Source organism: Neolewinella maritima (assembly GCF_923081025.1).
Lineage (GTDB): Bacteria > Bacteroidota > Bacteroidia > Chitinophagales > Saprospiraceae > Neolewinella > Neolewinella maritima.
The window spans coordinates 575715-596875 of sequence record NZ_CAKLPZ010000003.1 but is presented as its reverse complement, the minus strand read 5'-3'; the positions used below and the strand labels follow the sequence as shown (position 1 = coordinate 596875).

Here is a 21161-nt window from a genome sequence, read left to right as displayed (position 1 = left end):
AGGACCCACGCCAGAACACCAACTTTTTGTTTCGTTGTTCGCCTTGCTTCCAAAGCGGCTGCAAAAGTACAGCTAGTTTTTCATCCGTGCAAGTCAGTAAGCAGATTTTCTCAACTATTTTCTGACTCGCTCGACTGCGTTTCCCCACTCGTTCGCGGGGGCCGCAAAGGTACGATGACGACCTTCGTTCCTGCAAGCAGATCGGAAGGTTTTTCTTTGCGTTGTGCCTTGTTTCAAAAGCGCCCCACTGGCGCGAAGTTTCTACCGCGCTGCAGCCGTTGCTACATGCGCTCAGTAAGCGAAACTGGTATCAGTGGGGGATCGCGCCGGTGCCTTAGAAAGGACTGTCGCTACCTGCATATTATCTATGCGGGATGGCAAAGATAAGGCACTCCCTAGTAAACGTGCAACTACTCGCACAGTTTAATTTTGCTTCCATCTCTTTGCCGCGCACCGGCGGACCCGCCCACAAAAAACCCGGTCCCCCACTGCGGGGGGACCGGGCAAATACCAGGGCCCCAAAGCGGGACCAAAGCTGATTTAACCTTCTTCAGTATTTTCGGTAGTCAAGAAGGTCAAACCGGGGTGTCCTTATACAGATGCGGGCTTCACCGTCTTCACGATACGGGCTGCTACCTTGTATGGGTCGGCGGCACTGTTCGGACGGCGGTCCTCCAGCCAGCCCTTCCAGCCACGCTCTACCGTGGCGATGGGAATACGGATCGAGGCACCGCGGTCGGAAATACCGAAGCTGAACTGATCGATGCTCTGCGTTTCGTGCTTGCCGGTCAGGCGCAGGTGATTATCGTGGCCATAGACCGCGATGTGCTCCTTGACGTAGGGGCGGAAGGCTTCGCAGACCTTCTCGTAGTCTTCCCGCTTCCCGCTGTCGCGCAGGAAGGAGTTGGAGAAGTTGGCGTGCATGCCCGAGCCGTTCCAGTCGCCTGCGAGGGGCTTGGGGTGGTACTCGATGTATACACCGTAGGCCTCCGAGATGCGCTCCAGCAGGAAGCGGGCCATCCAGATCTGGTCGCCGGCTTCCTTAGCGCCCTTGGCGAAGGTTTGGAACTCCCACTGTCCGGGTGCTACCTCGGCGTTGATTCCCTCTACATTTAGTCCGGCATCGAGGCAGGCATCTAGGTGCTCCTCGATGATCTCGCGACCGAAGGCGTTACGGGCACCCACCGAGCAGTAGTACTGTCCCTGTGGTGGGGGCATGCTACCGTCAGCAGCAAAGCCCAAGGGCTTTTCGGTGTCTACGTCCATGAGGAAGTACTCCTGCTCGAAGCCGAACCAGAAGTCCTGGTCTTCGTCGTCGATGGTAGCGCGGGCGTTGGTCGAGTGTGGGGTACCGTCAGCATTGAGTACTTCGGTGAGTACGATGTAGCCGTTCTTGCGCAGGGGGTCGGGTACGATCATGATGGGCTTGAGCAGGCAGTCGGAGCTGCCGCCTTCGGCCTGTCCGGTGCTCGATCCGTCGAACGACCAGAGGGGGCAATCCTGCAGATCGCCGGAGAAGTCCGCTTCGACGCGGGTTTTGCAGCGCATGGTCTGCATGGGCTCGTTACCGTCGAGCCAGACGTATTGTAGCTTATTTTTAGTAGCCATGGGTAAGTTTGGGTTAAATCAGTTTAGAATTGGTGTGGTACTGTCATGTTCGCTGCAACCGTAGTACCGGGGCGGGGCCGCAGGTGCGATTAGCTCAGAAGGCGTAGACTGCCGCCAGTACGAAGGTGGCGATGCTATCGTCCTCTGCGTCCTCACCGCCGAAGTCGATGATACCGCCGGCATACTTATCGGCAAAGTCGCTGCTGCTATCGAAACGGAACTCCGGCATGATGCGCAGATCCCCGATGGTGAAGTTGCCGGTAGCCGTAAGGGCGGTGACGCTGCGACCGTCGGCGGCCGAGTTGGGATCGTCCGCTACTGTGAAGTACTCCCCGCGCAGACTGAGGGCGAAGCCATCGGACAGACCCACCGTAGAATACAGCGCAAGACCGGTGAAGCCGTCGCCGTCGGACACACCGGATTCGTCACCGAGTAGTTGCTGCGTCTGCTTGTTGGAGGCATTGACCCCGAACAGGAGCGATTCATTCACTTCATAGGTAGCGGTAAGATCCACCTGTAGGGTGGTCTCATTCTCGTCACCCATTACATCCTTGGTGTCCGTGCCGGTGAGCACGTTCAGGTAGGCAGCCAATCCGCCTACTTCGGCACTCAGCTGACCCCCGTAGTAGTAGCCGGCGCTGTTGAAGCGGCTGTCCGTGTTATCGAACACGCCTACCATGGCACCGAAGCCCTCCGCGATGGCGAAATCTGCCTTCAGGCCGGTGTGAAAGAAGGGGCCGTAGCTGAAGAGGTAGCTGGTGCTGTAGTTCATATTGGCCGGGGCGTCGATGACCTCATAGCCCACGAAGGTACCAAACTGCCCGAGGGTGAAGGTGATCGCCTCACTGGGCGAGTACGTCACGTAGAGCTGCTGCAGGTTGGGAAAGTCGCCGTTGGCCGCATTGGCGCGTGGGCCGAAGCCTACCTGACCTACGAAACCGACCTTACCCATCGTCTTCTCCGCCAGCAGGTTGACGTTGCCGACGCTGAATCCCCGCGTTTCGGGCGTGAAGCTGGTGGGGAAGCCCATGTTGGTATCCGCATCGTCGTCGTTATCGTCCGTAAGTACATGCTGAAAGTACGCATCCACGTAGCCCGTGAGCTGGAACGAGCGTTCTTCTACTTCTTCGGTGTCTACTTCCACCACCTCAGTGGTCTGGGCCATCAGGGGAGTGGCCAGAAGTAACAGCAGGGGGAAAAGGGTGAGTGTAGTTCGCATAGTAGTTGATGTTGGGGGGGGAGTGAGGGAAGTGTTACATGCTAGTCGTTGGTGAGCTGGAATACGCCGTCTTCCTTGGACAGCGTGTAGGCGTGCATATCGTGCTCGCCGAGGTCGAGGCCGCGCACTTCTTCCTCTTCGTCTACCCGGATACCCATGGTGGCCCGGAGTACGCCGAAGATGGCAAAGCTGGTCACGAAGGAAAAAGCACCTACGGCGAGGGTACCGATCAATTGGGTCAGGAAGCTGAACTCGCCGATGCCGAAAATGCCTACGGCCAGCGTGCCCCAGATACCGCATACCCCGTGCACCGAAGTAGCGCCTACGGGGTCATCCAGCTTGAGCGTCTTATCGAAGAAGACGATGCTGACGGGGATGATGGTACCGGCTACGAGTCCTATTACTATAGCTGTTACTCCGGTCATCACATCCGCACCGGCCGTGATACCGACCAGTCCACCGAGAATACCGTTCAGCACCATCGACAGATCGTAGGACTTAAAGAGGATATAGGCCATGAAAAAGGCAGCCACACCACCCGCGGCCGCAGCCAGTGAAGTGGTCACGAAGACCAGGCTCACCAGGTTAGGGTCTGCACTCAGGACCGAACCGCCGTTGAAGCCAAACCAGCCGAACCAGAGCAGGAATACCCCGATGGCTGCCAGGGGCATGCTGTGACCGGGGATGGCAGTGATCCGCCCGTCCGAACGGTACTTGCCGCGGCGGGCACCCAGCAGGATAATGGCGGCCAGGGCGGCAAAGCCACCGGCGGCGTGTACCAGCGTAGATCCGGCGAAGTCGTAGAATCCCATGGCATCGAGCCAGCCGCCGCCCCACTTCCACATGCCCGTGATGGGGTAGCTCAGGGCTACGAACAGGGTAGCGAAAATGAGGAAGGGAACCAGCTTGACCCGCTCGGCTACGGCACCCGATACGATGGTGGCGCAGGTGGCGGCAAACATGGCTTGAAAGATAAAGTCAGTGTAACCGGTGTAAGTAGCACCGCTCTCGGCAGCGGCCACATAGTCGGCCGTCGCACCCGCTGCCCAGTCCATGGGCCCGAATGCACCGATAAAGCCGCCAGCGTAGTCCTCGCCGGGGTACATCAAGTTGTAGCCGATCAGGTAGTAGGTCAGCAGCCCGATGCAGATGATCATGGCGTTCTTGAACAGGATATTGACTACGTTCTTACGCTGCACGAAGCCGGCCTCCAGACTGGAGAAGCCCAGGTGCATGATGAACACGAGCGCCGCGGCGATCAGAATCCAGAGGTTGTTAATGGTAAACATTGCTTCCATGGCAATTGGGGACTTAGTAGTTGAGTAGAGGGATGGGTGGGGAGGACTGCGCACCGGCAGTGCACAGGATTAGCTGGCGGTGACTGCCAACGCATTGGGTTACCGGACACGGCCGACTCGCCGAAAAACTAAGGGGGGGGAGGTAGGAGGCTTAGAGCGCGCTTTCGTCTTCCTCACCCGTACGGATGCGGACGATGCGCTCGAGCTCGTAGACGATGATCTTGCCGTCACCGACCTTGCCGGTGCGGCCGGAACTGGTGATGGCACCGACGATGGCGTCCACCTTATCTGCTGGTGCGACGATGTCTAGCTGCAACCGGGCGATGTAATCGGCGTCGTAGACGCTGCCACGGTAGGTGAGTTGCTCGCCCCGCTGTAGCCCGAAGCCTTTTACTTCCGAAAGGGTAAAAAAGTTAACGTCGATCGCTGCCAGGGCATCGCGGATGCTCTCAAAGCGGGACAGACGTATGATAGCTTCAATCTTCTTCATACGAATGGGGTATCTTAAGTGGGCACCGTGGTTAGTGGTGGCCGTAAAGCAATGGTAGAGAAGTCTATCTGGTATTCGGGCTGTTCGGAAGAGATCGTGCGTCCATTCTCCCTTCTGCTGGTGAAGATGCGGCCGGCAACCGCGTGCGGCCCAACGAACTAATCGCGATATTTGTTACGGCTACGGCCGCATACTGCTTGTTTAACCGCTGACGTACAACTACTTAACACCCCCCGCTTCTCCATGCCAACGGCCGTAAAAGACCAGTTGTGGCGCCTCGTGAAGTCCCTCACGAAGGCCGAGAAGCGCAATTTTAAGCTGTACGCTACCCGCGCCGGCTCCACCAGGGACAATAAGTTTATCCAGCTCTTCGACCTGCTCGACCGCATGGACCAAGCCGATGACGGTGCGGTCACTAAGCGCATGCAACTGACGGCCGGACAGTATTCTAACCTAAAGCGTCACCTGTACCAGCAGGTCCTCACCAGTCTACGCCTGCTGTTCATCAATAAGGAGATCGACATTGAACTGCGCGAGCAGATCGACTTCAGCCACATTCTCTATGGTAAGGGGCTTTACCTGGATGCCCTGCGTAGCCTGGAGCGCTGTAAGGGCAAGGCCGTAGAGCACAGTCGTGATCTACTACACCTGGAGATCCTGGAGTTCCAGAAGCTGATCGAGTCGCGTCACATCACGCTGTCCCGACAGATCGACAACAAGATGGACCTGCTGCTCAATGAGTCGGCCGCGCGCAGCTACAGCGTGCTCAACACCAGCGAGCTGTTCAACCTCAATATTCAGATCCACGGCCGCTACATCGAGTGCGGCCACAGCCGCACGCCGGAAGACTACCGGGATAACGAATTGTTCTGGGCTTCTATACAGACCCACCGGGCCGACCGCGAGATTGCCGCCGATACCTTCCACCAGAAGATCAATCGGTTTCAGGCCTCGATGTGGTACCATTATATCCAGCTAAACTTCGAGGATGCGTTGGAGTCAGCCATGAACGCACTGACGCTCTTTCACCTGAGTACCCATATGACGGTAAAGGACCCGGACCTATACCTGCGCTGTGTGTATTACGTATCGATGTTCGCCTACCTCACGGGGGATGACCGCAAGATGCAACGCTACCTGCGCGTGATCAGTGACTTCCTCGACGACGAGCAGGTACTGCTTAACGAGAACAGTCAGCGGATCGGCGCGATCTATCGGGGGCTGATGACGCTGAACGGGCAGTTTCACCGGCAAGACTGGGTGGCCGCCGATGCGTACGGAGCGTCTTTGCGTTTGAGTTATGCTGATGGCAGCTTCCACCCCACCAGTCACCGCTGGGGTCAGTTCCTCTACAAATTTGCGGCGATCTGCTTTATCCTGCGCCGCTATGAGGAGGCCCTGGACTACCTGAACGAGATCATAAATATGAAGGCGGGTATCCTACGGGAAGATCTCTTACTCAACAGCCGCCTGCTCCACCTACTGTGCAATTACGAGCTCGACAACCGGGCCCTGGTGGACTACCACCTGACCAATTTCACCCGCCAGATGCGACGCAGCACGGAGACCGCCGAGGTACACCGGCTGGCTACCGCAGCCCTGCGTAAACTCATCCGTACGGTCACCAGCGAACAGGAAGTGGTGTTTACCGAACTGCGGGACGCCTTACAGCAGGTCACCGCCGCTGATCCCTTCGAGCATAAGGCCCTGCTGTACCTGGATCTTAGTCAGTGGGTAGGGCTGCACCTGGCACCAGCGCCCGCGCCATTTCCCCCGTTGCGTATGCCCGTGCCAAGCGGGCCTTCCGGTGCTTGACCAATAGTTCGATCTGCTTGACCCGCGCGTCGATGTACTTGACCTCCCGGCTATTGACCAGAAACAGGGAGCTCTCTCCGGAACGGAACAGCTCCTGCTCCCCGGCCAGTAGTTGCGCGTAGTCCGTGACGTTATTGCCGGCCAGGGCAAACTGGGAGACCGTCACGTTCGCCTCGTTTTCGGCCTGGGCTACCTTGGCGCGGAGCAGGGCGGCTTTGTCGGATAACTCGAGTTGCGTTTCACTGAGCTTGATGCGCGTGAGCTGCAGCTTACCGCGCTCCTTGCGCAGCAGCAGGGGCTGGCTGAACTTGATCCCCCACTTGTAATTATTGCTGGAATAGTCCTCCAGGGGAGCATCCGTACCGCCGGAGAGCAAGGCATTGTATTTGACGTCCAGGCGGGGCTTGAGGAGCTCGCGCTGTAGCCGCTGGTCTACTTCCAGCTGATCGACCTTCAGCTGCGTTCGCACCAATTCGGGGTTCGTAAAGTCTACCGGACCGGGCGGAAGTAGAGCTACCACGACCGTCTCGGGGGGGGCAGGGCGGGTGTAGGCTTCCAGCTCTACGGGGATCACGCCGTCCAGCCAGAGAAAAGCATTGAGGCGAGCAATGGTATTAGCCAGCTCAAGCTGCGCACTTTCAAGGCTGAGCTGACGGCTCTGTACCTGAATACGCGCCTCGAGCGTATCGATCGCGGGCCGGTCGCCGAGGCGGGCACCGGCTACTACGGCCTCGTACCGTACGCGGGCCAGCTGCACGGCCTCCTCGTATACACTCACCGCAGCCTGCGCGCCCGCCCATTCCCAATATGCTCCACCGGCTTCGTAGAGAAGCTCGTTGAGCAGCACCTGCCGCTCGGCCACCGTTGCCTGCTGGTAGATGCGGGCGCGCTGGAGCTCCGCGCGGCGCTCATCGAAGAACAGGCCCTGCCCCAGCGACAGGGTGAGCCCGGCTGCGTAGAGCCCGTCTTCCGGTACCCGAAACTCCGGGTTCAGGAAAGTGCCGTCATTGCGCTCGTAGGCCGCATTGAGCTCCACGCCGAACCAGATCGGGATCTTAACGCCGCCCTCTACGTGGCTGTAGTACTTCGTGCCCTTAAAGTACTTCTGGTCGAGATCGCCGTATACCTTGGGGTCGAAGCCACCGCGGGCCTGGCGCAGCACGGCCGCCGCCCGGTCGCGTTGCAGCGCGGCCCGCACGGCCAGGGGGTGATGGGTAGCTACGAGTTCCAGGTACTCCGTCTCGGTGAGGACCAGGGGGAGGTCCTGCGCGGAGCCCAGTATGGGCAGCAGTAGCAACAGAAGGTATAGAAGTGGTCGCATACGGGCTACTTCGGCAGTTTGATCTTCGGGGGATTTTTGTCGTCTTTCGCCGCGGTGACGGGCGAGTAGAGATCGGCCGGAAAGCCATTGATCTTCCGCCAGATCTCGTACCAGATGGGTACATCCTTGAGCAGCAGCAGACTGGTAGCTCCGGCACCTACGCGGAGGGGCTCGGGCCAGGCCTGGTCTTCCGGATCGGGGGCCACCATGATGCGGTACATGCCGTTGGTATTGATGACGCGGTCTACGGCCACTACCCTACCCTTGTAGGTACCGTAGCTGGTATTGGGCCAACCGGAAAAAACGATAGCGGGCCAGCCGTCGAACTGGATCATAACCTCCAAGCCCAGCTCGACCAGCGGCAGATCGATGGGTTTGACGTAGATCTCTACGGCCAATTCGTAATCTTCGGGGACGATGGTGATCACCTCCTGCCCTGCTTTGAGGGCCTCTCCAATACCCGCGGAGAGGATCTGGGTAACGTAGCCCGACTGCGGGGCAGTGAGGAAGTAAAGGTCGGTACGGCGCTGGTAGTTGCTGAACTGGTTTTCCAGCTTGGCTACACCTGCCTCTGCGTCGAACTGACCGGACAGAGCCGTGTACTGGTCCGAGCTGGCCTTGGCCAGGTCGTCGCGTAGTTTAGCCTGGATGGCGTTGAGTTCTACGCGGGCGTTGAGCACTTCGTTGCGGGAAGTGAGCAGCTTGTTTTCCGCCTCGATGAGTTTAGCCTCGGCTTCCTGAATTTTGGCGCGGCGGTTTTCTAGATCCGTTAGTGATTTCAGGCCCTGAGCGTAGAGCTGCTCCATACGCTCGTACTGGTCGCGGACGATCTTGGTATTCTGGCGAGTAGCCTCCAGGTTGATGCTGTCGCTGCTCACTTTCAGGATAGCCTGCTTGACCTTGTTGCGCGCCTGTTCGGTCTTGAGTCTGCCGGACTCCCGCAGGGCGGCCATCTGCTGGTTCAGCGCACCTACCTTGGATTCGTAGGAGCGTACGGACATCTCCTTGGCCATCACCTGCTGGCGGGTGCGGTCGAGCAGACTGGTATCGAAGTATTCGTCCTTGGTTTCTGTAAGGTGCAGGATCGTGTCGCCGGCCTGTACATAGGCGCCTTCGCGCACGTACCAGCGTTCGATCTGGCCGCCGATGACGGTCTGTACCGACTGCGGACGCTGATTGGGCTGCAGGGTGGTGACATCACCGTTGGCCCGGATGTGCTGCGTCCAGGGGAGGAATAACAGAACGATGAAGAGCACGGAAAAGAATAGCAGCAGGCGCAGCAGTACCCGTCCGGAGTGACGCTCCTCGACGTGCTTGAGGGCACTTAGTCCTTCGTGATCGACGTGCCGGTTTACGCTATTGAGGGATATATTAAGCATGGGTGGCGTTCATTGGGGGGTTGGCTACGATGGTGCCGGCATCCATATATACGACGCGGTCGCAGCGCTCGGCGAAGTACTCGCTATTGGATACCGCTACGATCGTCCAGGGGTGAACCGGATCGAGGAGAAACTGGATAATGTGCTGCTGATCGTCCTCGTCGAGGGACTCGAACACATTTTCCAGCAGCAACAGGCGGGGGCGGTCGGCAATGGCGCGCGCGATGAGCAGGCGCTGTACAATACTGCGGGGCAGCTTGTCACCGGTGGGATCCAGGCGGGTTTCATAGCCGTTGCTGAGTTCGCGGATCACGGGGGTCAGCCCTAGTGCGTCCACCGCCCACTGTACGTTGGCGAAGGTGGCCCGCTCGCGCCCCATGGTGATGTTTTCCAGTACCGTACCCTCGAAAAGCTCGCCCTGACTCAGGCAGGCTCCGATCACCGAATAGAGTTCTTCCAGACCGAGGTTACCCTTCGGTAGGTTATTGTAGGCTAGCGAGCCGGTCTGTACGTCGAACAGGCCGGACATGATGTACAGCAGCGTACTCTTACCCGAGCCATTGGTACCGGTGACCGTGACGCGCTCGCCGGCCCCTACGGTGAGGTCGATACCGGCTAGCGTAGCACTGGTCTGACCGGGATAACTGAACCGCACATTCGTGAGGTGCACCGAAATACCGTCCGTCGTATGGGCCAGTTCTACCGGGCTGCCATCCGTCTTATGGTCGAGCTCCAGGTCGGTGACCTGACCGATCTTCTCCAAGCCGGTCAGCACGTCGTAGATGGTCTCCAGGGTCAGAACCAGTTTCTCGACCGAAGCCATGACGAACAGGATAATGATCTCGGCGGCTACGAACTGTCCGATATTCATGCGCTGCTCCATGACCAGGAGTCCGCCGATGGCCAGCAGGCCGAGGGCTACGAGCACCTTGAAAACAACCAGCAGTGAATACTGGCGGATCAGGATCTTGAAGTGACTCTCGCGCGAGCCCAGGTAGCTATTGACGTGGCGGTCCATCCGCTGCATCGCCATATCCGAGCGGCCGGCCAGCTTGAAGGTACTTGCCGTACGGGCCAGCTCCTCCAGCCAGTGTACGGCGGCGTACTTGTACTGCGACTCTTTAATGCTCGTCTCCAGGCCCCGCCGGGCGGTGAACAGAAAGATCAGCACCACTAGCACGACCAGTATCACGCCGAAGGCGATGAAGAAAGGATGATATAAGGAGAGCAGCAGCAGTCCGAATACCACCTGGAGCGTAGCTACCGAAAAGTCGATCAGGATTTTCGACAGTCCCTTCTGTACCGTCAGCACATCGAAGAAGCGGTTCATCAGCTCCGGTCCGTAGTGGTTGTAGATCACGTCGGTGCGGATACGCGGGATGCGGTAGGCGAATTCGAAGGCGGCCCGGGTAAATATCTTCTGCTGGATGTTCTCCGTGATGCGCATCTGCTGGATCTGCAGCACGCCTACGACGGCAATACCGAACACGACGATAAAGACCAACAGCAACCAGGCCGTGCTCACCCGTCCGCCCTGGATCAGGTTGATGATCGCCTGGATACCGAGGGGTAGGGAGAGGTTCACCAGTCCGGCGAAAACCGCGTACACGTACACATTGCGAATCTCCTCCTGATCGGGTTTTAGAAGACGCCAGAACCGTTGAACGGGAGAGAGGGAAGAAGCGAGTCCTGCCATGAATTAACAAATTGTCTTGAAGGCTAAATCAGTATAGAACCGTACAATGGAATCTTCCCCCTCCCGCAGATCGGTCAGCCGCGGCAGATGCTCCGCAAAGTGTCGTTGCACGTGCCCCCCCTCTACGATGGTCGTGACCAACATATGGGGGTAGGGGTAGTCGGGGTTGAGCTCGGCGATGATCTCCCCTACCCGCACGACCAACTGCTTGTAGTAGGCAAAGGCGCCATTTTGGTTGTCTTCGTCCACGTCGCGGGTCAGGTAAGCCTTGAGGCTCTCGGCCACCACGATACGGCTCAGTTTGACCTCATTGATGTGCGAGTAGCTACTGTCTTCGCTGACCTGCTGAGTCAGTAGCTCGATGGCACGGCGTAGGCGGTCTTCGGCCGCTTCGACGTTGGCGAGCCGAAAGACCAGCCGGTACTCCATCCATCCCCAGTACCACATGACGAGGTACAGGAGCAGCTTGTGCTTGTTCTCAAAGTAGCGGTACACGCTAGCCTCGGTGGAGCCAATATGCTGGGCGAGCTTGCGAAAGGTAAACTGTTCCAGGCCGAGCGCATCCAGCAGGTCGATGCTACCGGTGATGATGCGCCGGCCGAGATCGCTCGTTTCCGGATTCTTCAGGAATACGGTATCACTAATCGTGATATGCAGTTTGTTGAGCAGCCGTTCCATGGTATTGACTTACAGAAACAATAGTATTACTATTCAATACGCTTAATAACCTACTACTTCTGGATATGTTCCTCTTACTTCCGATTATTTATAGTCAGGCCCCGCAAAAGATCGCGCTGGATGTCCTCTACCGCTTCCAGGCCGACACTCATTCGTACTAGCCCGTCCGAAATACCGACCGCTGCGCGCTCTGCCACCGATAGCTTGCTGTGTGTAGTCGTAGCCGGATGGGTAAGGATCGTGCGGGTATCCCCCAGGTTACTGCTCCGGGTACAGAGCTCCGCTTCATCGAGAAGTTGGTGCGCACCCGCGGTCCCGCCCGCCAGTTCGAACGTGACGATACCGCCACCAGCCTTCATCTGCCTACGGGCGAGTGCGTACTGCGGGTGACTGGGAAGGAAAGGGTAATGAACCGCCTCTACCCCCGGCTGCTTCTGTAACCACTCGGCCAGGGCCAGGGCCGAGCGGCAGTGGGCATCCATGCGTACGTGCAACGTCTCCAGACTCTTAGAGATCACCCAGGCATTGAAGGGCGACATCGCCGGTCCGGTATGGCGGCAGAAGAAAACGACCTGCTCCATCACCTCCGGAGTACCCAGCAGCAAACCGCCGAGCACCCTACCCTGTCCGTCCATCCACTTCGTGGCGGAGTGAGTGACCAGATCGGCCCCGTAGTCGCCCGGTCGCTGGAGGTAGGGCGTGGCAAAGCAGTTATCCACTACGAATTGCAGTCGGTGCTGCCGACAGAATTGACCCGCCAACTCCAGGTCAACGAGTTGTAGGCCGGGGTTAGAGGGCGTCTCGGTGACGAACAGTTTCGTCTCCGGTCGCACGGCCGCCGCCCAGCTACCGGGATCGTCGCTGTCCACATAGGTATGGCTCACGCCCCACTTTGGCAGGATCTGCGTGAGCACCTGGTGGGTGCTACCGAATACGGCGCGGGTGGCCACGATGTGATCCCCCTGCTGCACCAGCGCAGCCAGACTCGCGAAGACGGCCCCCATACCCGAGGCGGTCGCAAATCCGGCCGCCATCCCCTCCATGGCGCAGGCCTTGGCGACCAGCTCGTCCACGCTGGGGTTGTTGTAGCGGCTGTAAATGATGCCCTCCTGCTGACCCGCAAAGGTGTCGGCCATCGCCCTGGCGGACGGGAAGGTGAAGCTACTCGTCAAAAACAGCGGACTAGAGTGCTCGCGGTACTGGGTGTGGGGGAGTTGTCCGCGGATGGCGCGGGTTTCCGGTTGGCGATCATCGGACATGTGCGGTCGTTTGGGGGGGGACCGCAAATTTACCTATTTACGGGTTGCCGTCGTGGCGAATTGTCCCATGGTGCTTCCCTCCAGGGTGGTCGCGTCGGCCGCGCCGTTGAGGCGCATATCTACGTCGGTCTGATACTCCGCAGAGTAAAAGCTGAGGCGCAGTACCCCGTCGGCGGCCGTTACGGTGCGCAGCTCGGTTTCCTGTTCGCCCGCTACGAACGCTCCGGTCAGGCCATCGGCCGTCTCGGTCAGCATCAGGGTGCCGGTCACGGTGCCGCCGGGCGTGTCCTTCACGGTCACTTCCCATTCACCGGCATAGCTAGGGGCCGGGGCCGCGGGTGCGGTGGGGGTCGGAGAAGCAATGCTGGTCTGGCCGCCGGACGCCCTGGGTGTGGAGCAAGCGACGATCAATAGGAGGCTCAATGCCAGTAAAATGCGGTACATAGCGTGATAGTTAGTCTACGGAAAGTACGGCTTCGGCAGCAAAGGCGACGTCCATAGCCGCACAAATCTTGGCTACGGCCTCCTGCAGGTCCACTTCACTGTGGGCACTGCTGACAAACCCGACCTCATACCCACTGGGGCCCAGATACACCCCGGTCTGTAGCAGCTCGTGGTGGATCATCTTGAAGTATTTCATGTTGTCGGGGTCGATCTGGTCGGCCCGCTCGATGCGCTCCGTACCAAAGGCCAGCCAGAAGATGCTACCGATATGGGGCACATGCAGGGGGTAGCCCTGTTCGCGGGCGTAAGCTTCGATCTGGGTAGCCATCTGGTCGGTGCGGCTGGCCTGCCGCTCGTAAAAGCCGGGCTCCAGGCAGAGTTCTAGTGCGGCCAGTCCGGCGGCCATGGCGACCGGGTTAGCCGATAGTGTGCCAGCCTGGTACACGGGACCTACCGGGGCGATGAAGTCCATGATCTCCTTACTAGCCCCGTAGGCGCCGACGGGGAAGCCGCCTCCGATCACCTTACCGAAGGTGATGATGTCGGGCTGCACGTCGTACAGTCCGGCCGCGCCCTCGAAGCCCACCCGGAAGCCGGAGATGACCTCGTCGAAGATGAGCAGTACGTTGTGCTTCCAGGCCTTGATGCGCAGGCACTCCAGCCAGGATCGGTCCTGGATGAGCAGGCCGTTGTTGGCCGGGATGGGCTCGACGATGATGCAGGCGATCTCGCTACTGAACTCGGTGAGGGTTTGCTCCAGCAAGTCGCGGTCGCCGAGGGGCAGGACCAGCGTATCGCGGGCTACGTTCTCCGGCACCCCGGCCGAGGAGCTCGTGCCGAAGGTGGCCAGACCGGAGCCGGCCTTGACGAGCAGGCTGTCGACGTGGCCGTGGTAGCAGCCGTCGAATTTGATGATCTTGCTGCGCCCGGTATAGCCGCGGGCCAGCCGCAGGGCTGACATGACGGCTTCGGTACCCGAGCTCACGAAACGCAGCCGCTCTACGTAGCGGTGGTTGTCGAGAATGAGCTGTCCGAGTTGATTGCTGAGCAAATTGGGTGTACCGAAGCTGGTGCCCTTGCGGACCGTATCGATGACCTTGTCGCGAATGTGCGCATGGTCGTGCCCGTGGATCAGGGGCCCCCAGGAACAGCAAAAATCCAGGAATCGGTTGCCGTCGACATCCGTCATGTGACTCCCGTGCCCCTCGGCGATGAACAGCGGCGGGCCGCTCACGCTGCGAAAGGCCCGTACGGGCGAATTGACCCCACCCGGGAAGTACTGCTGGGCCTCTTCAAAGAGGCGGGCGGAGGTTTCGCGGGGGATACGCTGTTCGAACTTCATCCGGGAGTAGGATTTTTTGCAATGTTAGCGTACCCTACCCGGCCAGCGGTCGGATTAGCGTAAAGATGTACGGTAAGGGATGATCGCAGTGCGGTAGTGCAAGGTGTAACACCTGATACATCCCGGCGACTGAACCTAGACCACTCTATTTCCGCTCTAGTAAAGAGACCGCCTTAGAGACACAATTTCCAGTTATTTAAATACATTCATTCCATGTCCACGCATCGAATTTTGCTGATCGAGGACGACGCCAGCGAAGCCCACCTCGCCCAACGCACCTTACATAAGATTAATCCCGAATTAGAGATCACCCGTCTGACCGACGGGGAAGCCTTTCTAGATTATTACCACCAGCACCCAACACCGGAACAGTTCGATCTGGCCATCATGGACCTGCACATGCCACGAGCTACGGGCCTGGAGGTACTAAAGGTGCTCCAGGACGAGCCGAACCGTACGCCCTTTCCCATCGTGATGTTTTCCTCTTCCGAGAACGATAAGGAGATCGAGCAGGCGTATGACTACGGCAGCTGCGCCTTTGTGACCAAGCCTAGCTCCGGCTCCGCCTATCGGCAGGCGCTGAAGAATATCATCCGGTTCTGGATCGACACCAACCGCCGCCGGTGATCGCAGCCTGGGAGTGGCTGGCTACCCTGGGCACGAGCTGGGCACTGTTCGGCCTCATCTGGACCATCCAGCTGGTGCACTACCCCAGCTTTCACTTCGTCCCCGAATTTTCCGACTTTCATCCCCACCATACCCGCAGCATCACGCTGATCGTTGCGCCCCTCATGGTAGCAGAACTGGCCGTATCAGCCTGGATGGCGTACCGTACGGACTTCCAACTATTCTGGGTGATTGCCCTACTGGTAGTACTGGTGATCTGGGGAATTACATTCTTCCAGGCTATACCACTGCACGAGCTACTGGCTACGCAGCGCGAAGACAGCACAATCGATGCCCTCGTACGGGTCAACTGGCCCCGTACGCTGCTGTGGACGCTCAAAGCAGTCTCGGTATCCCTGCTGTACCTATTTGCTGCCGGCACGGACTAACTTGCCTCCGTGCAGCGACGCCCCCGCTATATCCGTCCCTTTGGGACTACGGCCCTGCTCCTAGAATGGGAGCAGCGTATCGATCCGGAGATCAGCCGTAGCGTAACTGCCTATGGTGCCCGCCTGCGAACGCTACCCGGGGTAACCGAATGCGTACCGGCCTATGCGTCCTTACTGGTGTGCATAGCTACCCCCGGCCGGGCGGTGGACGAAATCCGCGAAGCGATCTACGACCTGGACGTCACTCCGGTAGCAACTACCACCCCCTTCCTCCACCGGCTTCCGGTATGCTACGACCTTGCCTTCGGTCCCGACCTGCCTGCGGTGGCCGAGCATGCGGACTGTACGACCGACGAGGTGATCCGGCGTCACACCGGTAGGTCCTACCTCGTATACTTTCTGGGGTACCAGCCAGGCTTCGGGTTTCTGGGAGAAGTAGCTGCGGGTCTGGAAGTGCCCAGACGAGTCAGCCCGCGCACCCGCGTGCCCGCCGGATCGGTAGGACTGGCTGGTCGGCAGACGGGCATCTACCCGACCGCTTCCGCGGGCGGCTGGCAACTGATCGGTGGGTGCCCGCTGCCTATGTTACGTTGTGACTCCAGTGATGTAACGCGGCTGCGGGCGGGGGATCGGGTGGAGTTTTATGCCGTGACGCAGGAGGAATATGCGCAGCTGCAACACAAACCCCTACCGTGGCCACAACGCTGACCCTTTCCTGTACCGATCGGGGGTATGGTGCTCGCGTGGTAGACGCCGGCCGGCCGCAACAGCGCGCCCAGGGCATTCCAGGCGGTGGAGCGGCTGACCCCATCGCGACGGCCACCGCCAATCGACTGCTGAATCAAGCATCGACCCATCCCTGCCTGGAGACGACCCTGCGCGGGGGCAACTGGCTACTGAGCGGAACGGGGCAGATCGTACTCACCGGCGCGGCTCTACCCTGGCGATTGAACGGCTCCACCGTAGATCGCTACAGTGTACTGTACCTGGACGGGGAGTACGTACTGAGTGGCGGGATAGCCCACACGGGCTGCCGGGCGTACATCGGTATTCGCGGGACCTGGCGCTTACCGCGCATACTGGGCAGCGTTGAATCGGGTTTGCCCGGGACGATCCGGGTGGGGCCGGGATTCAGTGTCGAAGTACACGCGGAGCACGAAGCACTCTTTTGCAACGAGCTTCCGCCGGCTATACCACCCTCGCCCCTTCTACTGCGTGCGAACCGGGGTCCGGAATGGCGCTGGTTGTCCCGAACGCAGCGTAGCTGGCTACTTGACAACCTATTTACCGTACACCCACAGAGTGATCGGCAGGGAATACGACTGCATACATCAGTCGGCGACCCAGCCGGACAGCTACCCGGATTGCTGAGCAGTCCGGTGCTACCGGGTACGGTACAGCTTACACCTAGCGGTCCTATTCTACTGGGTCCGGATGCGCATACGGTGGGCGGCTATCCCCGCGTACTGCAGGTGACTGACTACGCACCGGCGTTTCAGTTGCGCCCGGGTGAGCGGTTGCGGTTCGTCGGTCTTCAGGCGTCGTAGCGGTCGAGCTGCAGGTTTTCGATGATTGTGATCAGCTTATTCCCGTAGCGCTTATCGGTGGCGTAGCCGCAGGCTTTGAGTCCGTGCGCCCACTTTTTATAGTCCATTCCGTAAGCTTTGAGTCTGGCGTAGCGGCTGGTGTTAAGCAGGGTACTGTGCTCGCTGAAGCTATCACCGGCGCTATCGAACACGCGGAACATATCGTAGCGCGTATCGTCGCCGTAGTTGCGGCAGGTACAGCCCAGGCATTTGCTGCGGCACTTGATGCCGAAGTGGTTGTTGGAGTTGACGGCCAGTTTAGAATCACCCGCATTGCTTTCTAGCAGGGCCTGGGCCAGCGTGATACTGGCGGGAATACCGTGCTCCCGCATTTCCTGCCGGGCGGTGGGCGCGTAGCGATCGAGGTAATCCTGTACGCGTTGGCGCTTGGCTCGCACGATGTGCGCGGGCAGGTTCTTGCGTTTGCCGTAATCAGGGCTTAGTACCAGCGTAAGGTTGCTGATGTGGGGCGCCGGATCGTCGGTGATGGCTACACTATTGAAGTCGTCCAGGGCGTGCACCGTAGAGGTCTCGGTCACCGTAGCGAAGGTGGCCCGGGCGCGTTGTTGCAGTTGGGTAAACCAGTTGCCGGTGTGTACGGCTGAAGCGGCAGCAGTGGCTTCCTGAGGGGTGGCGGGCAGGGGATCATGTACATCGATCTCTACCGCCAGACCCCGACTGATACACAGGTAGAGGATGAGCGTGATGAGTAGTAGCTCCACACTGTAGTGCACGGCGTAGTCCAGGCCGCGGGCAAAGCGGCGACCCAGGTCGGTAGACAAGGAGGAAGAAGGGGCAGGCATCCGTAGGTAGTTTTGGTGGGCGGTATCAGAAAGTGTGGAACCTGCTGCAGAGTGGCCGTAGCCTGGGGCAAAGGTAGGGTGGTAAGGTCTTTATTTCAAACTTTTTGTTTGATAATTTTAGACTGTGCTATCTCCTCTGCCTTCTACAGTCCACGCGGGCTAGAGGGCGGGCATATGGTACGCAGCAAATACAGTACCTTGCCGGGGCATAATTCACTACTTATGGTTCTTATTGCGGATTCCGGTTCTACTAAAGCGGACTGGGTGCTGATGCCCGAAGACGGGGATAATATGTACGTCAATACTCGGGGCTTCAACCCCGTGGTGCACCCCCACGATCTGCTGCACAACGAAGTACAGAAGCTTTCTAAAGACCTGATCCCGAACAGGAAGGTGACCGAAGTGCACTATTACGGGGCGGGCTGCTGGGACTTCCGCCGCAAAAAAGTCATCTACGATTGCATCAGTAACGCCTGGCCGTCGGCCAGGATCGAGGTGATGCACGACCTGCTGGGCGCCGCCCGGGCTACCTGTGGGGACGACCCGGGCATCTCCTGTATTCTGGGCACCGGCAGCAACACCTGCCTGTACGACGGTAAGGACGTGACGGACAACGTGACCAATCTGGGCTTCATGCTCGGCGACGAGGGCAGTGGCTCCCACCTGGGCAAGGCGTTTTTGCGCGCGTACTTCTACCGCGAGCTCGATGACGACCTCAACGATGCCTTCGAGACCTACACTACGGCGGACAAGATGACGGTGATCAATAATGTCTACGAATCGGATATGCCGAACACTTACCTGGCGGGCTTTACCCGCTTTATGGGTGAACACCAGCAGCACCCCTTGATCCAAAAGATTGTTTTCACGAGCTTTGCCGAATTCCTGGACCGGCACGTGCGCAAGTACCGCGGGCACCTGGAGCTGCCGGTGCACTTTATCGGCAGCATCGCCTTTCATTTCAAAGACATTCTGCTGGCCGCCCTGCACGAGCGCGACCTGACCGCCGGTCGGTTCGTTCACAAGCCCATCGAGGCGCTGGCCGACTACCACAGCGGTAAGTAGTACCCCACCCCATGGATAGAAAAGATATTCGCCGGATCGCCGTATTTACCTCCGGCGGCGACGCACCCGGCATGAACGCCGCTCTGCGCGCCGTAGTCCGTACCGCAGCCTGGAACAAACTACACGTATACGGGATCGAGCGCGGCTACGAAGGCATGATCGATGGGCACTTCCAGCGGCTCGAGCGACGCGACGTGGCCAACATCATCCAGCGGGGTGGTACCATGCTGCGCACCGCACGCTCCAAGCGATTCATGACCCCCGAAGGCCGGCAGGCCGCCTACGACCACCTCCGTGCGTACGACATCGACGCCTGTATCGCCATCGGTGGCAATGGCACCTTCACCGGAGCCCAGATCTTTAGCGAGGAGTACAATGTCCCCTTCATCGGTATCCCAGGTACGATCGACAATGACCTCTACGGCACGGACTACACCATCGGCTTCGACACGGCCGTGAACACCGCTATTGACGCGGTGGACAAGATCCGCGACACCGCCGACAGCCATAACCGGCTTTTCTTCGTCGAAGTGATGGGGCGCAACTCAGGTTACATCGCCCTGTACACCGCCATCGGCTCCGGCGCCAGCAGCGTGCTGATCCCCGAGGCCGAGACCGACCTCGAAGACCTCAAGTCCGTGCTGCGCAAGAACAAAGCCCGGGGCAAGCTCTTCAGCGTGGTCATTGTAGCTGAAGGGCACCCTATGGGTGGCGCCACCGGCATTGCCGAGAAGATCCAGCACGAGCTGGCCAGTATGGAGCCCAAGGTGACCGTCATCGGGCACCTGCAACGGGGCGGGTCGCCGACCGCGGCCGACCGTCTGCTCGCCAGCCGCCTCGGCCACGCCGCCGTGGAACTGCTCCTGGAGGGCAAGGAAAACATCGCCGTCGGTATCGTCAACGATGAGGTCACCGCCTACTCCTTCGAAGATTCAGTAACCAAGGAAAAGGCCCCCCGTGAGCAGTTGATCAAGATGGCCAGCATCCTGGCGATCTGATCCGCACCCGCGTTGCCCGCCCCATCCGCTTGCCTTAACCTGTAGTTCATACGCTGTGGCGAACTTCGCCCGCCGTACACTGTACTACTCCGTTCTCTACCCCCACCCCTACGCATGGATGCTTCGCTGATTATTATGTGGACCGGTTTCATTCTGGCCGGATACGCTGTAGTCGGCAATGATTCTATCCAGACGCTGGGTACCTTCCTGTCCTCTAACGAAGACCGCAAGTGGTACGTCCTCTGGGCATTTGCGGGATCGATTCTGGCCTTCACCCTGCTGTACGGCTGGGCGCAGTACGGTGGTGACGTCAGCTACGGCCGCCTGGAGAGCTACGCCTTCGTGGAGGATATGGGCTGGCCCTACCTACTGCCTCCGCTGGTGCTGATGTTGCTGACGCGCACGGGCATACCGGTATCGACCTCCTTCCTGATCCTGACCTTCTTTAAGCCGAAGGGGCTGATCGATATGACCATGAAGTCCATACTGGGCTATGCCCTGGCCTTCTGCGTGGCGATCATCGTGTGGCAATTGGTGACGCGCTGGCTGGATAAACGCTTCATCAATAACCCCATTACCGATGGGGAGAAGAAGCTGTGGACCGGGCTGCAGTGGGCCTCGACGGGCTTCCTCTGGGGGCAGTGGCTGATCCAGGATTTTGCCAACATCTACGTCTACCTGCCGCGGGCGCTGGAGTTTTACGAGATCGCCGTCTCGCTGGTGATCTTACTTGCGATGCTCGCCTACATCTTCTACAGCAAGGGGGGCAATATCCAGAAGATCGTCAAGGCCAAAACGAATACGACCGACATCCGCTCGGCTACCATCATCGACTTCACCTACGGCATCATTCTACTGTTCTTCAAGGAATTCAGCAACGTACCGATGTCTACCACCTGGGTATTCCTGGGGCTACTGGCAGGCCGCGAGATCGCCCTGCGCTACCGCCTGGAACTGGACGAAGAACCCAGCGACCGGCAGCGTGCGCGGGGCGCCTACTACGCGGGTATGGCGATGAACGTGGTGATCCTCCTACTGATCGGCTACGTGGTATACCTCAAGGACCAGGTCAATGATCTGATCATCGTGGTCATGGCCGTAGCGA

At 59.2% G+C, this 21161-nt stretch carries 19 protein-coding genes and 1 pseudogene; 8 read left to right on the top strand and 12 right to left on the bottom strand.

The window, feature by feature from the left end:
* Positions 1-591 precede the first annotated feature (591 nt).
* From MJQ68_RS14215 to MJQ68_RS14200, 4 genes are all read right to left on the bottom strand, one after another.
* Positions 592-1608, bottom strand: coding sequence for a glutamine synthetase beta-grasp domain-containing protein (locus MJQ68_RS14215; protein ID WP_238751795.1), 1017 nt, complete (start codon positions 1606-1608; stop codon positions 592-594).
* 94 nt (positions 1609-1702) lie between these two features.
* Positions 1703-2827: an outer membrane beta-barrel protein gene (locus tag MJQ68_RS14210; RefSeq protein ID WP_238751794.1), complete on the bottom strand. Its 1125-nt coding sequence runs from the start codon at positions 2825-2827 to the stop codon at positions 1703-1705.
* Between the two features lie 41 nt (positions 2828-2868).
* Positions 2869-4125 carry an ammonium transporter gene (locus MJQ68_RS14205; protein WP_238751793.1) on the bottom strand — a complete coding sequence of 419 codons (1257 nt, stop codon included), beginning with the start codon at positions 4123-4125 and terminating at the stop codon, positions 2869-2871.
* Between the two features lie 151 nt (positions 4126-4276).
* Entirely contained in the window at positions 4277-4615 is a 339-nt protein-coding gene (locus tag MJQ68_RS14200; RefSeq protein ID WP_238751792.1) for a P-II family nitrogen regulator, read from the bottom strand.
* Between the two features lie 243 nt (positions 4616-4858).
* Here MJQ68_RS14200 and MJQ68_RS14195 point away from each other — a divergent pair, with 243 nt between their 5' ends.
* Positions 4859-6430, top strand: a complete 1572-nt coding sequence (locus MJQ68_RS14195) for a hypothetical protein (protein WP_238751791.1) — start codon at positions 4859-4861, stop codon at positions 6428-6430.
* On the opposite strand, the gene MJQ68_RS14190 is transcribed toward MJQ68_RS14195, so the two are convergent.
* The 7 genes from MJQ68_RS14190 to hemL form a co-directional block, all read right to left on the bottom strand.
* Positions 6339-7751 carry a TolC family protein gene (locus MJQ68_RS14190; protein WP_238751790.1) on the bottom strand — a complete coding sequence of 471 codons (1413 nt, stop codon included), beginning with the start codon at positions 7749-7751 and terminating at the stop codon, positions 6339-6341. The two genes, MJQ68_RS14195 and MJQ68_RS14190, sit on opposite strands and share 92 nt — an antisense overlap.
* A gap of 5 nt (positions 7752-7756) precedes the next feature.
* Positions 7757-9130 (bottom strand): HlyD family secretion protein, encoded by a 1374-nt coding sequence (locus MJQ68_RS14185; protein WP_238751789.1) that lies wholly within the window; start codon positions 9128-9130, stop codon positions 7757-7759.
* Positions 9123-10826: a peptidase domain-containing ABC transporter gene (locus tag MJQ68_RS14180; RefSeq protein ID WP_238751788.1), complete on the bottom strand. Its 1704-nt coding sequence runs from the start codon at positions 10824-10826 to the stop codon at positions 9123-9125. Before MJQ68_RS14180 ends, MJQ68_RS14185 begins: the two co-directional genes overlap by 8 nt.
* 3 nt (positions 10827-10829) lie before the next feature.
* A complete protein-coding gene (locus MJQ68_RS14175; RefSeq protein WP_238751787.1) occupies positions 10830-11504 on the bottom strand; it encodes a TetR/AcrR family transcriptional regulator in 675 nt (224 codons plus the stop codon).
* 74 nt (positions 11505-11578) lie between these two features.
* Positions 11579-12763 carry a PLP-dependent transferase gene (locus tag MJQ68_RS14170; protein WP_238751786.1) on the bottom strand — a complete coding sequence of 395 codons (1185 nt, stop codon included), beginning with the start codon at positions 12761-12763 and terminating at the stop codon, positions 11579-11581.
* Between the two features lie 33 nt (positions 12764-12796).
* Positions 12797-13207 carry a hypothetical protein gene (locus MJQ68_RS14165; protein WP_238751785.1) on the bottom strand — a complete coding sequence of 137 codons (411 nt, stop codon included), beginning with the start codon at positions 13205-13207 and terminating at the stop codon, positions 12797-12799.
* A 10-nt stretch (positions 13208-13217) separates the two neighbouring features.
* Positions 13218-14549 carry a glutamate-1-semialdehyde 2,1-aminomutase gene (hemL, locus tag MJQ68_RS14160; protein WP_238751784.1) on the bottom strand — a complete coding sequence of 444 codons (1332 nt, stop codon included), beginning with the start codon at positions 14547-14549 and terminating at the stop codon, positions 13218-13220.
* Between the two features lie 213 nt (positions 14550-14762).
* On the opposite strand from hemL, the gene MJQ68_RS14155 reads away from it, so the two are divergent.
* From MJQ68_RS14155 to MJQ68_RS14140, 4 genes are read left to right on the top strand one after another with little or no spacing between them, the layout of a single operon-like run.
* The gene (locus MJQ68_RS14155) at positions 14763-15176 is read left to right on the top strand and encodes a response regulator (RefSeq protein WP_238751783.1); all 414 of its coding nucleotides are present in this window, start codon (positions 14763-14765) and stop codon (positions 15174-15176) included.
* On the top strand, positions 15173-15604 hold the full coding sequence (locus tag MJQ68_RS14150; RefSeq protein ID WP_238751782.1) for a hypothetical protein: 432 nt from the start codon (positions 15173-15175) through the stop codon (positions 15602-15604). The genes MJQ68_RS14155 and MJQ68_RS14150 overlap by 4 nt, the downstream gene beginning before the upstream one ends.
* 9 nt (positions 15605-15613) lie before the next feature.
* Positions 15614-16312, top strand: coding sequence for a 5-oxoprolinase subunit PxpB (pxpB, locus tag MJQ68_RS14145; protein WP_238751781.1), 699 nt, complete (start codon positions 15614-15616; stop codon positions 16310-16312).
* Entirely contained in the window at positions 16297-17151 is an 855-nt protein-coding gene (locus MJQ68_RS14140) for a biotin-dependent carboxyltransferase family protein (RefSeq protein ID WP_238751780.1), read from the top strand. The genes pxpB and MJQ68_RS14140 overlap by 16 nt, the downstream gene beginning before the upstream one ends.
* Here MJQ68_RS14140 and MJQ68_RS14135 read toward each other — a convergent pair.
* Positions 17139-17993, bottom strand: a complete 855-nt coding sequence (locus MJQ68_RS14135) for a glycoside hydrolase family 73 protein (RefSeq protein WP_238751779.1) — start codon at positions 17991-17993, stop codon at positions 17139-17141. The genes MJQ68_RS14140 and MJQ68_RS14135 overlap by 13 nt on opposite strands.
* A gap of 222 nt (positions 17994-18215) precedes the next feature.
* Here MJQ68_RS14135 and MJQ68_RS14130 point away from each other — a divergent pair, with 222 nt between their 5' ends.
* The 3 genes and pseudogenes from MJQ68_RS14130 to MJQ68_RS14120 all read left to right on the top strand — a co-directional run.
* The gene (locus MJQ68_RS14130; protein ID WP_238751778.1) at positions 18216-19058 is read left to right on the top strand and encodes a hypothetical protein; all 843 of its coding nucleotides are present in this window, start codon (positions 18216-18218) and stop codon (positions 19056-19058) included.
* Positions 19059-19069: 11 nt separating this feature from the next.
* Positions 19070-20056: a 6-phosphofructokinase gene (gene pfkA / locus MJQ68_RS14125; protein WP_238751777.1), complete on the top strand. Its 987-nt coding sequence runs from the start codon at positions 19070-19072 to the stop codon at positions 20054-20056.
* Positions 20057-20170: 114 nt separating this feature from the next.
* A pseudogene (locus MJQ68_RS14120) lies at positions 20171-21085 on the top strand (hypothetical protein); the annotation flags it as partial.
* Between the last annotated feature and the right edge of the window lie 76 nt (positions 21086-21161).

Bases quoted from the DNA above. Each gene is read 5' to 3' on its own strand.
- pfkA (WP_238751777.1), top strand. From the start codon at position 19,070: ATGGATAGAAAAGATATTCGCCGGATCGCCGTATTTACCTCCGGCGGC.
- MJQ68_RS14190 (WP_238751790.1), bottom strand. From the start codon at position 7,751: ATGCGACCACTTCTATACCTTCTGTTGCTACTGCTGCCCATACTGGGC.
- MJQ68_RS14205 (WP_238751793.1), bottom strand. From the start codon at position 4,125: ATGGAAGCAATGTTTACCATTAACAACCTCTGGATTCTGATCGCCGCG.
- MJQ68_RS14170 (WP_238751786.1), bottom strand. From the start codon at position 12,763: ATGTCCGATGATCGCCAACCGGAAACCCGCGCCATCCGCGGACAACTC.
- MJQ68_RS14165 (WP_238751785.1), bottom strand. From the start codon at position 13,207: ATGTACCGCATTTTACTGGCATTGAGCCTCCTATTGATCGTCGCTTGC.
- MJQ68_RS14130 (WP_238751778.1), top strand. From the start codon at position 18,216: ATGGTTCTTATTGCGGATTCCGGTTCTACTAAAGCGGACTGGGTGCTG.
- MJQ68_RS14155 (WP_238751783.1), top strand. From the start codon at position 14,763: ATGTCCACGCATCGAATTTTGCTGATCGAGGACGACGCCAGCGAAGCC.
- MJQ68_RS14195 (WP_238751791.1), top strand. From the start codon at position 4,859: ATGCCAACGGCCGTAAAAGACCAGTTGTGGCGCCTCGTGAAGTCCCTC.
- MJQ68_RS14135 (WP_238751779.1), bottom strand. From the start codon at position 17,993: ATGCCTGCCCCTTCTTCCTCCTTGTCTACCGACCTGGGTCGCCGCTTT.
- MJQ68_RS14215 (WP_238751795.1), bottom strand. From the start codon at position 1,608: ATGGCTACTAAAAATAAGCTACAATACGTCTGGCTCGACGGTAACGAG.
- MJQ68_RS14175 (WP_238751787.1), bottom strand. From the start codon at position 11,504: ATGGAACGGCTGCTCAACAAACTGCATATCACGATTAGTGATACCGTA.
- hemL (WP_238751784.1), bottom strand. From the start codon at position 14,549: ATGAAGTTCGAACAGCGTATCCCCCGCGAAACCTCCGCCCGCCTCTTT.
- MJQ68_RS14180 (WP_238751788.1), bottom strand. From the start codon at position 10,826: ATGGCAGGACTCGCTTCTTCCCTCTCTCCCGTTCAACGGTTCTGGCGT.
- MJQ68_RS14185 (WP_238751789.1), bottom strand. From the start codon at position 9,130: ATGCTTAATATATCCCTCAATAGCGTAAACCGGCACGTCGATCACGAA.
- MJQ68_RS14210 (WP_238751794.1), bottom strand. From the start codon at position 2,827: ATGCGAACTACACTCACCCTTTTCCCCCTGCTGTTACTTCTGGCCACT.
- MJQ68_RS14200 (WP_238751792.1), bottom strand. From the start codon at position 4,615: ATGAAGAAGATTGAAGCTATCATACGTCTGTCCCGCTTTGAGAGCATC.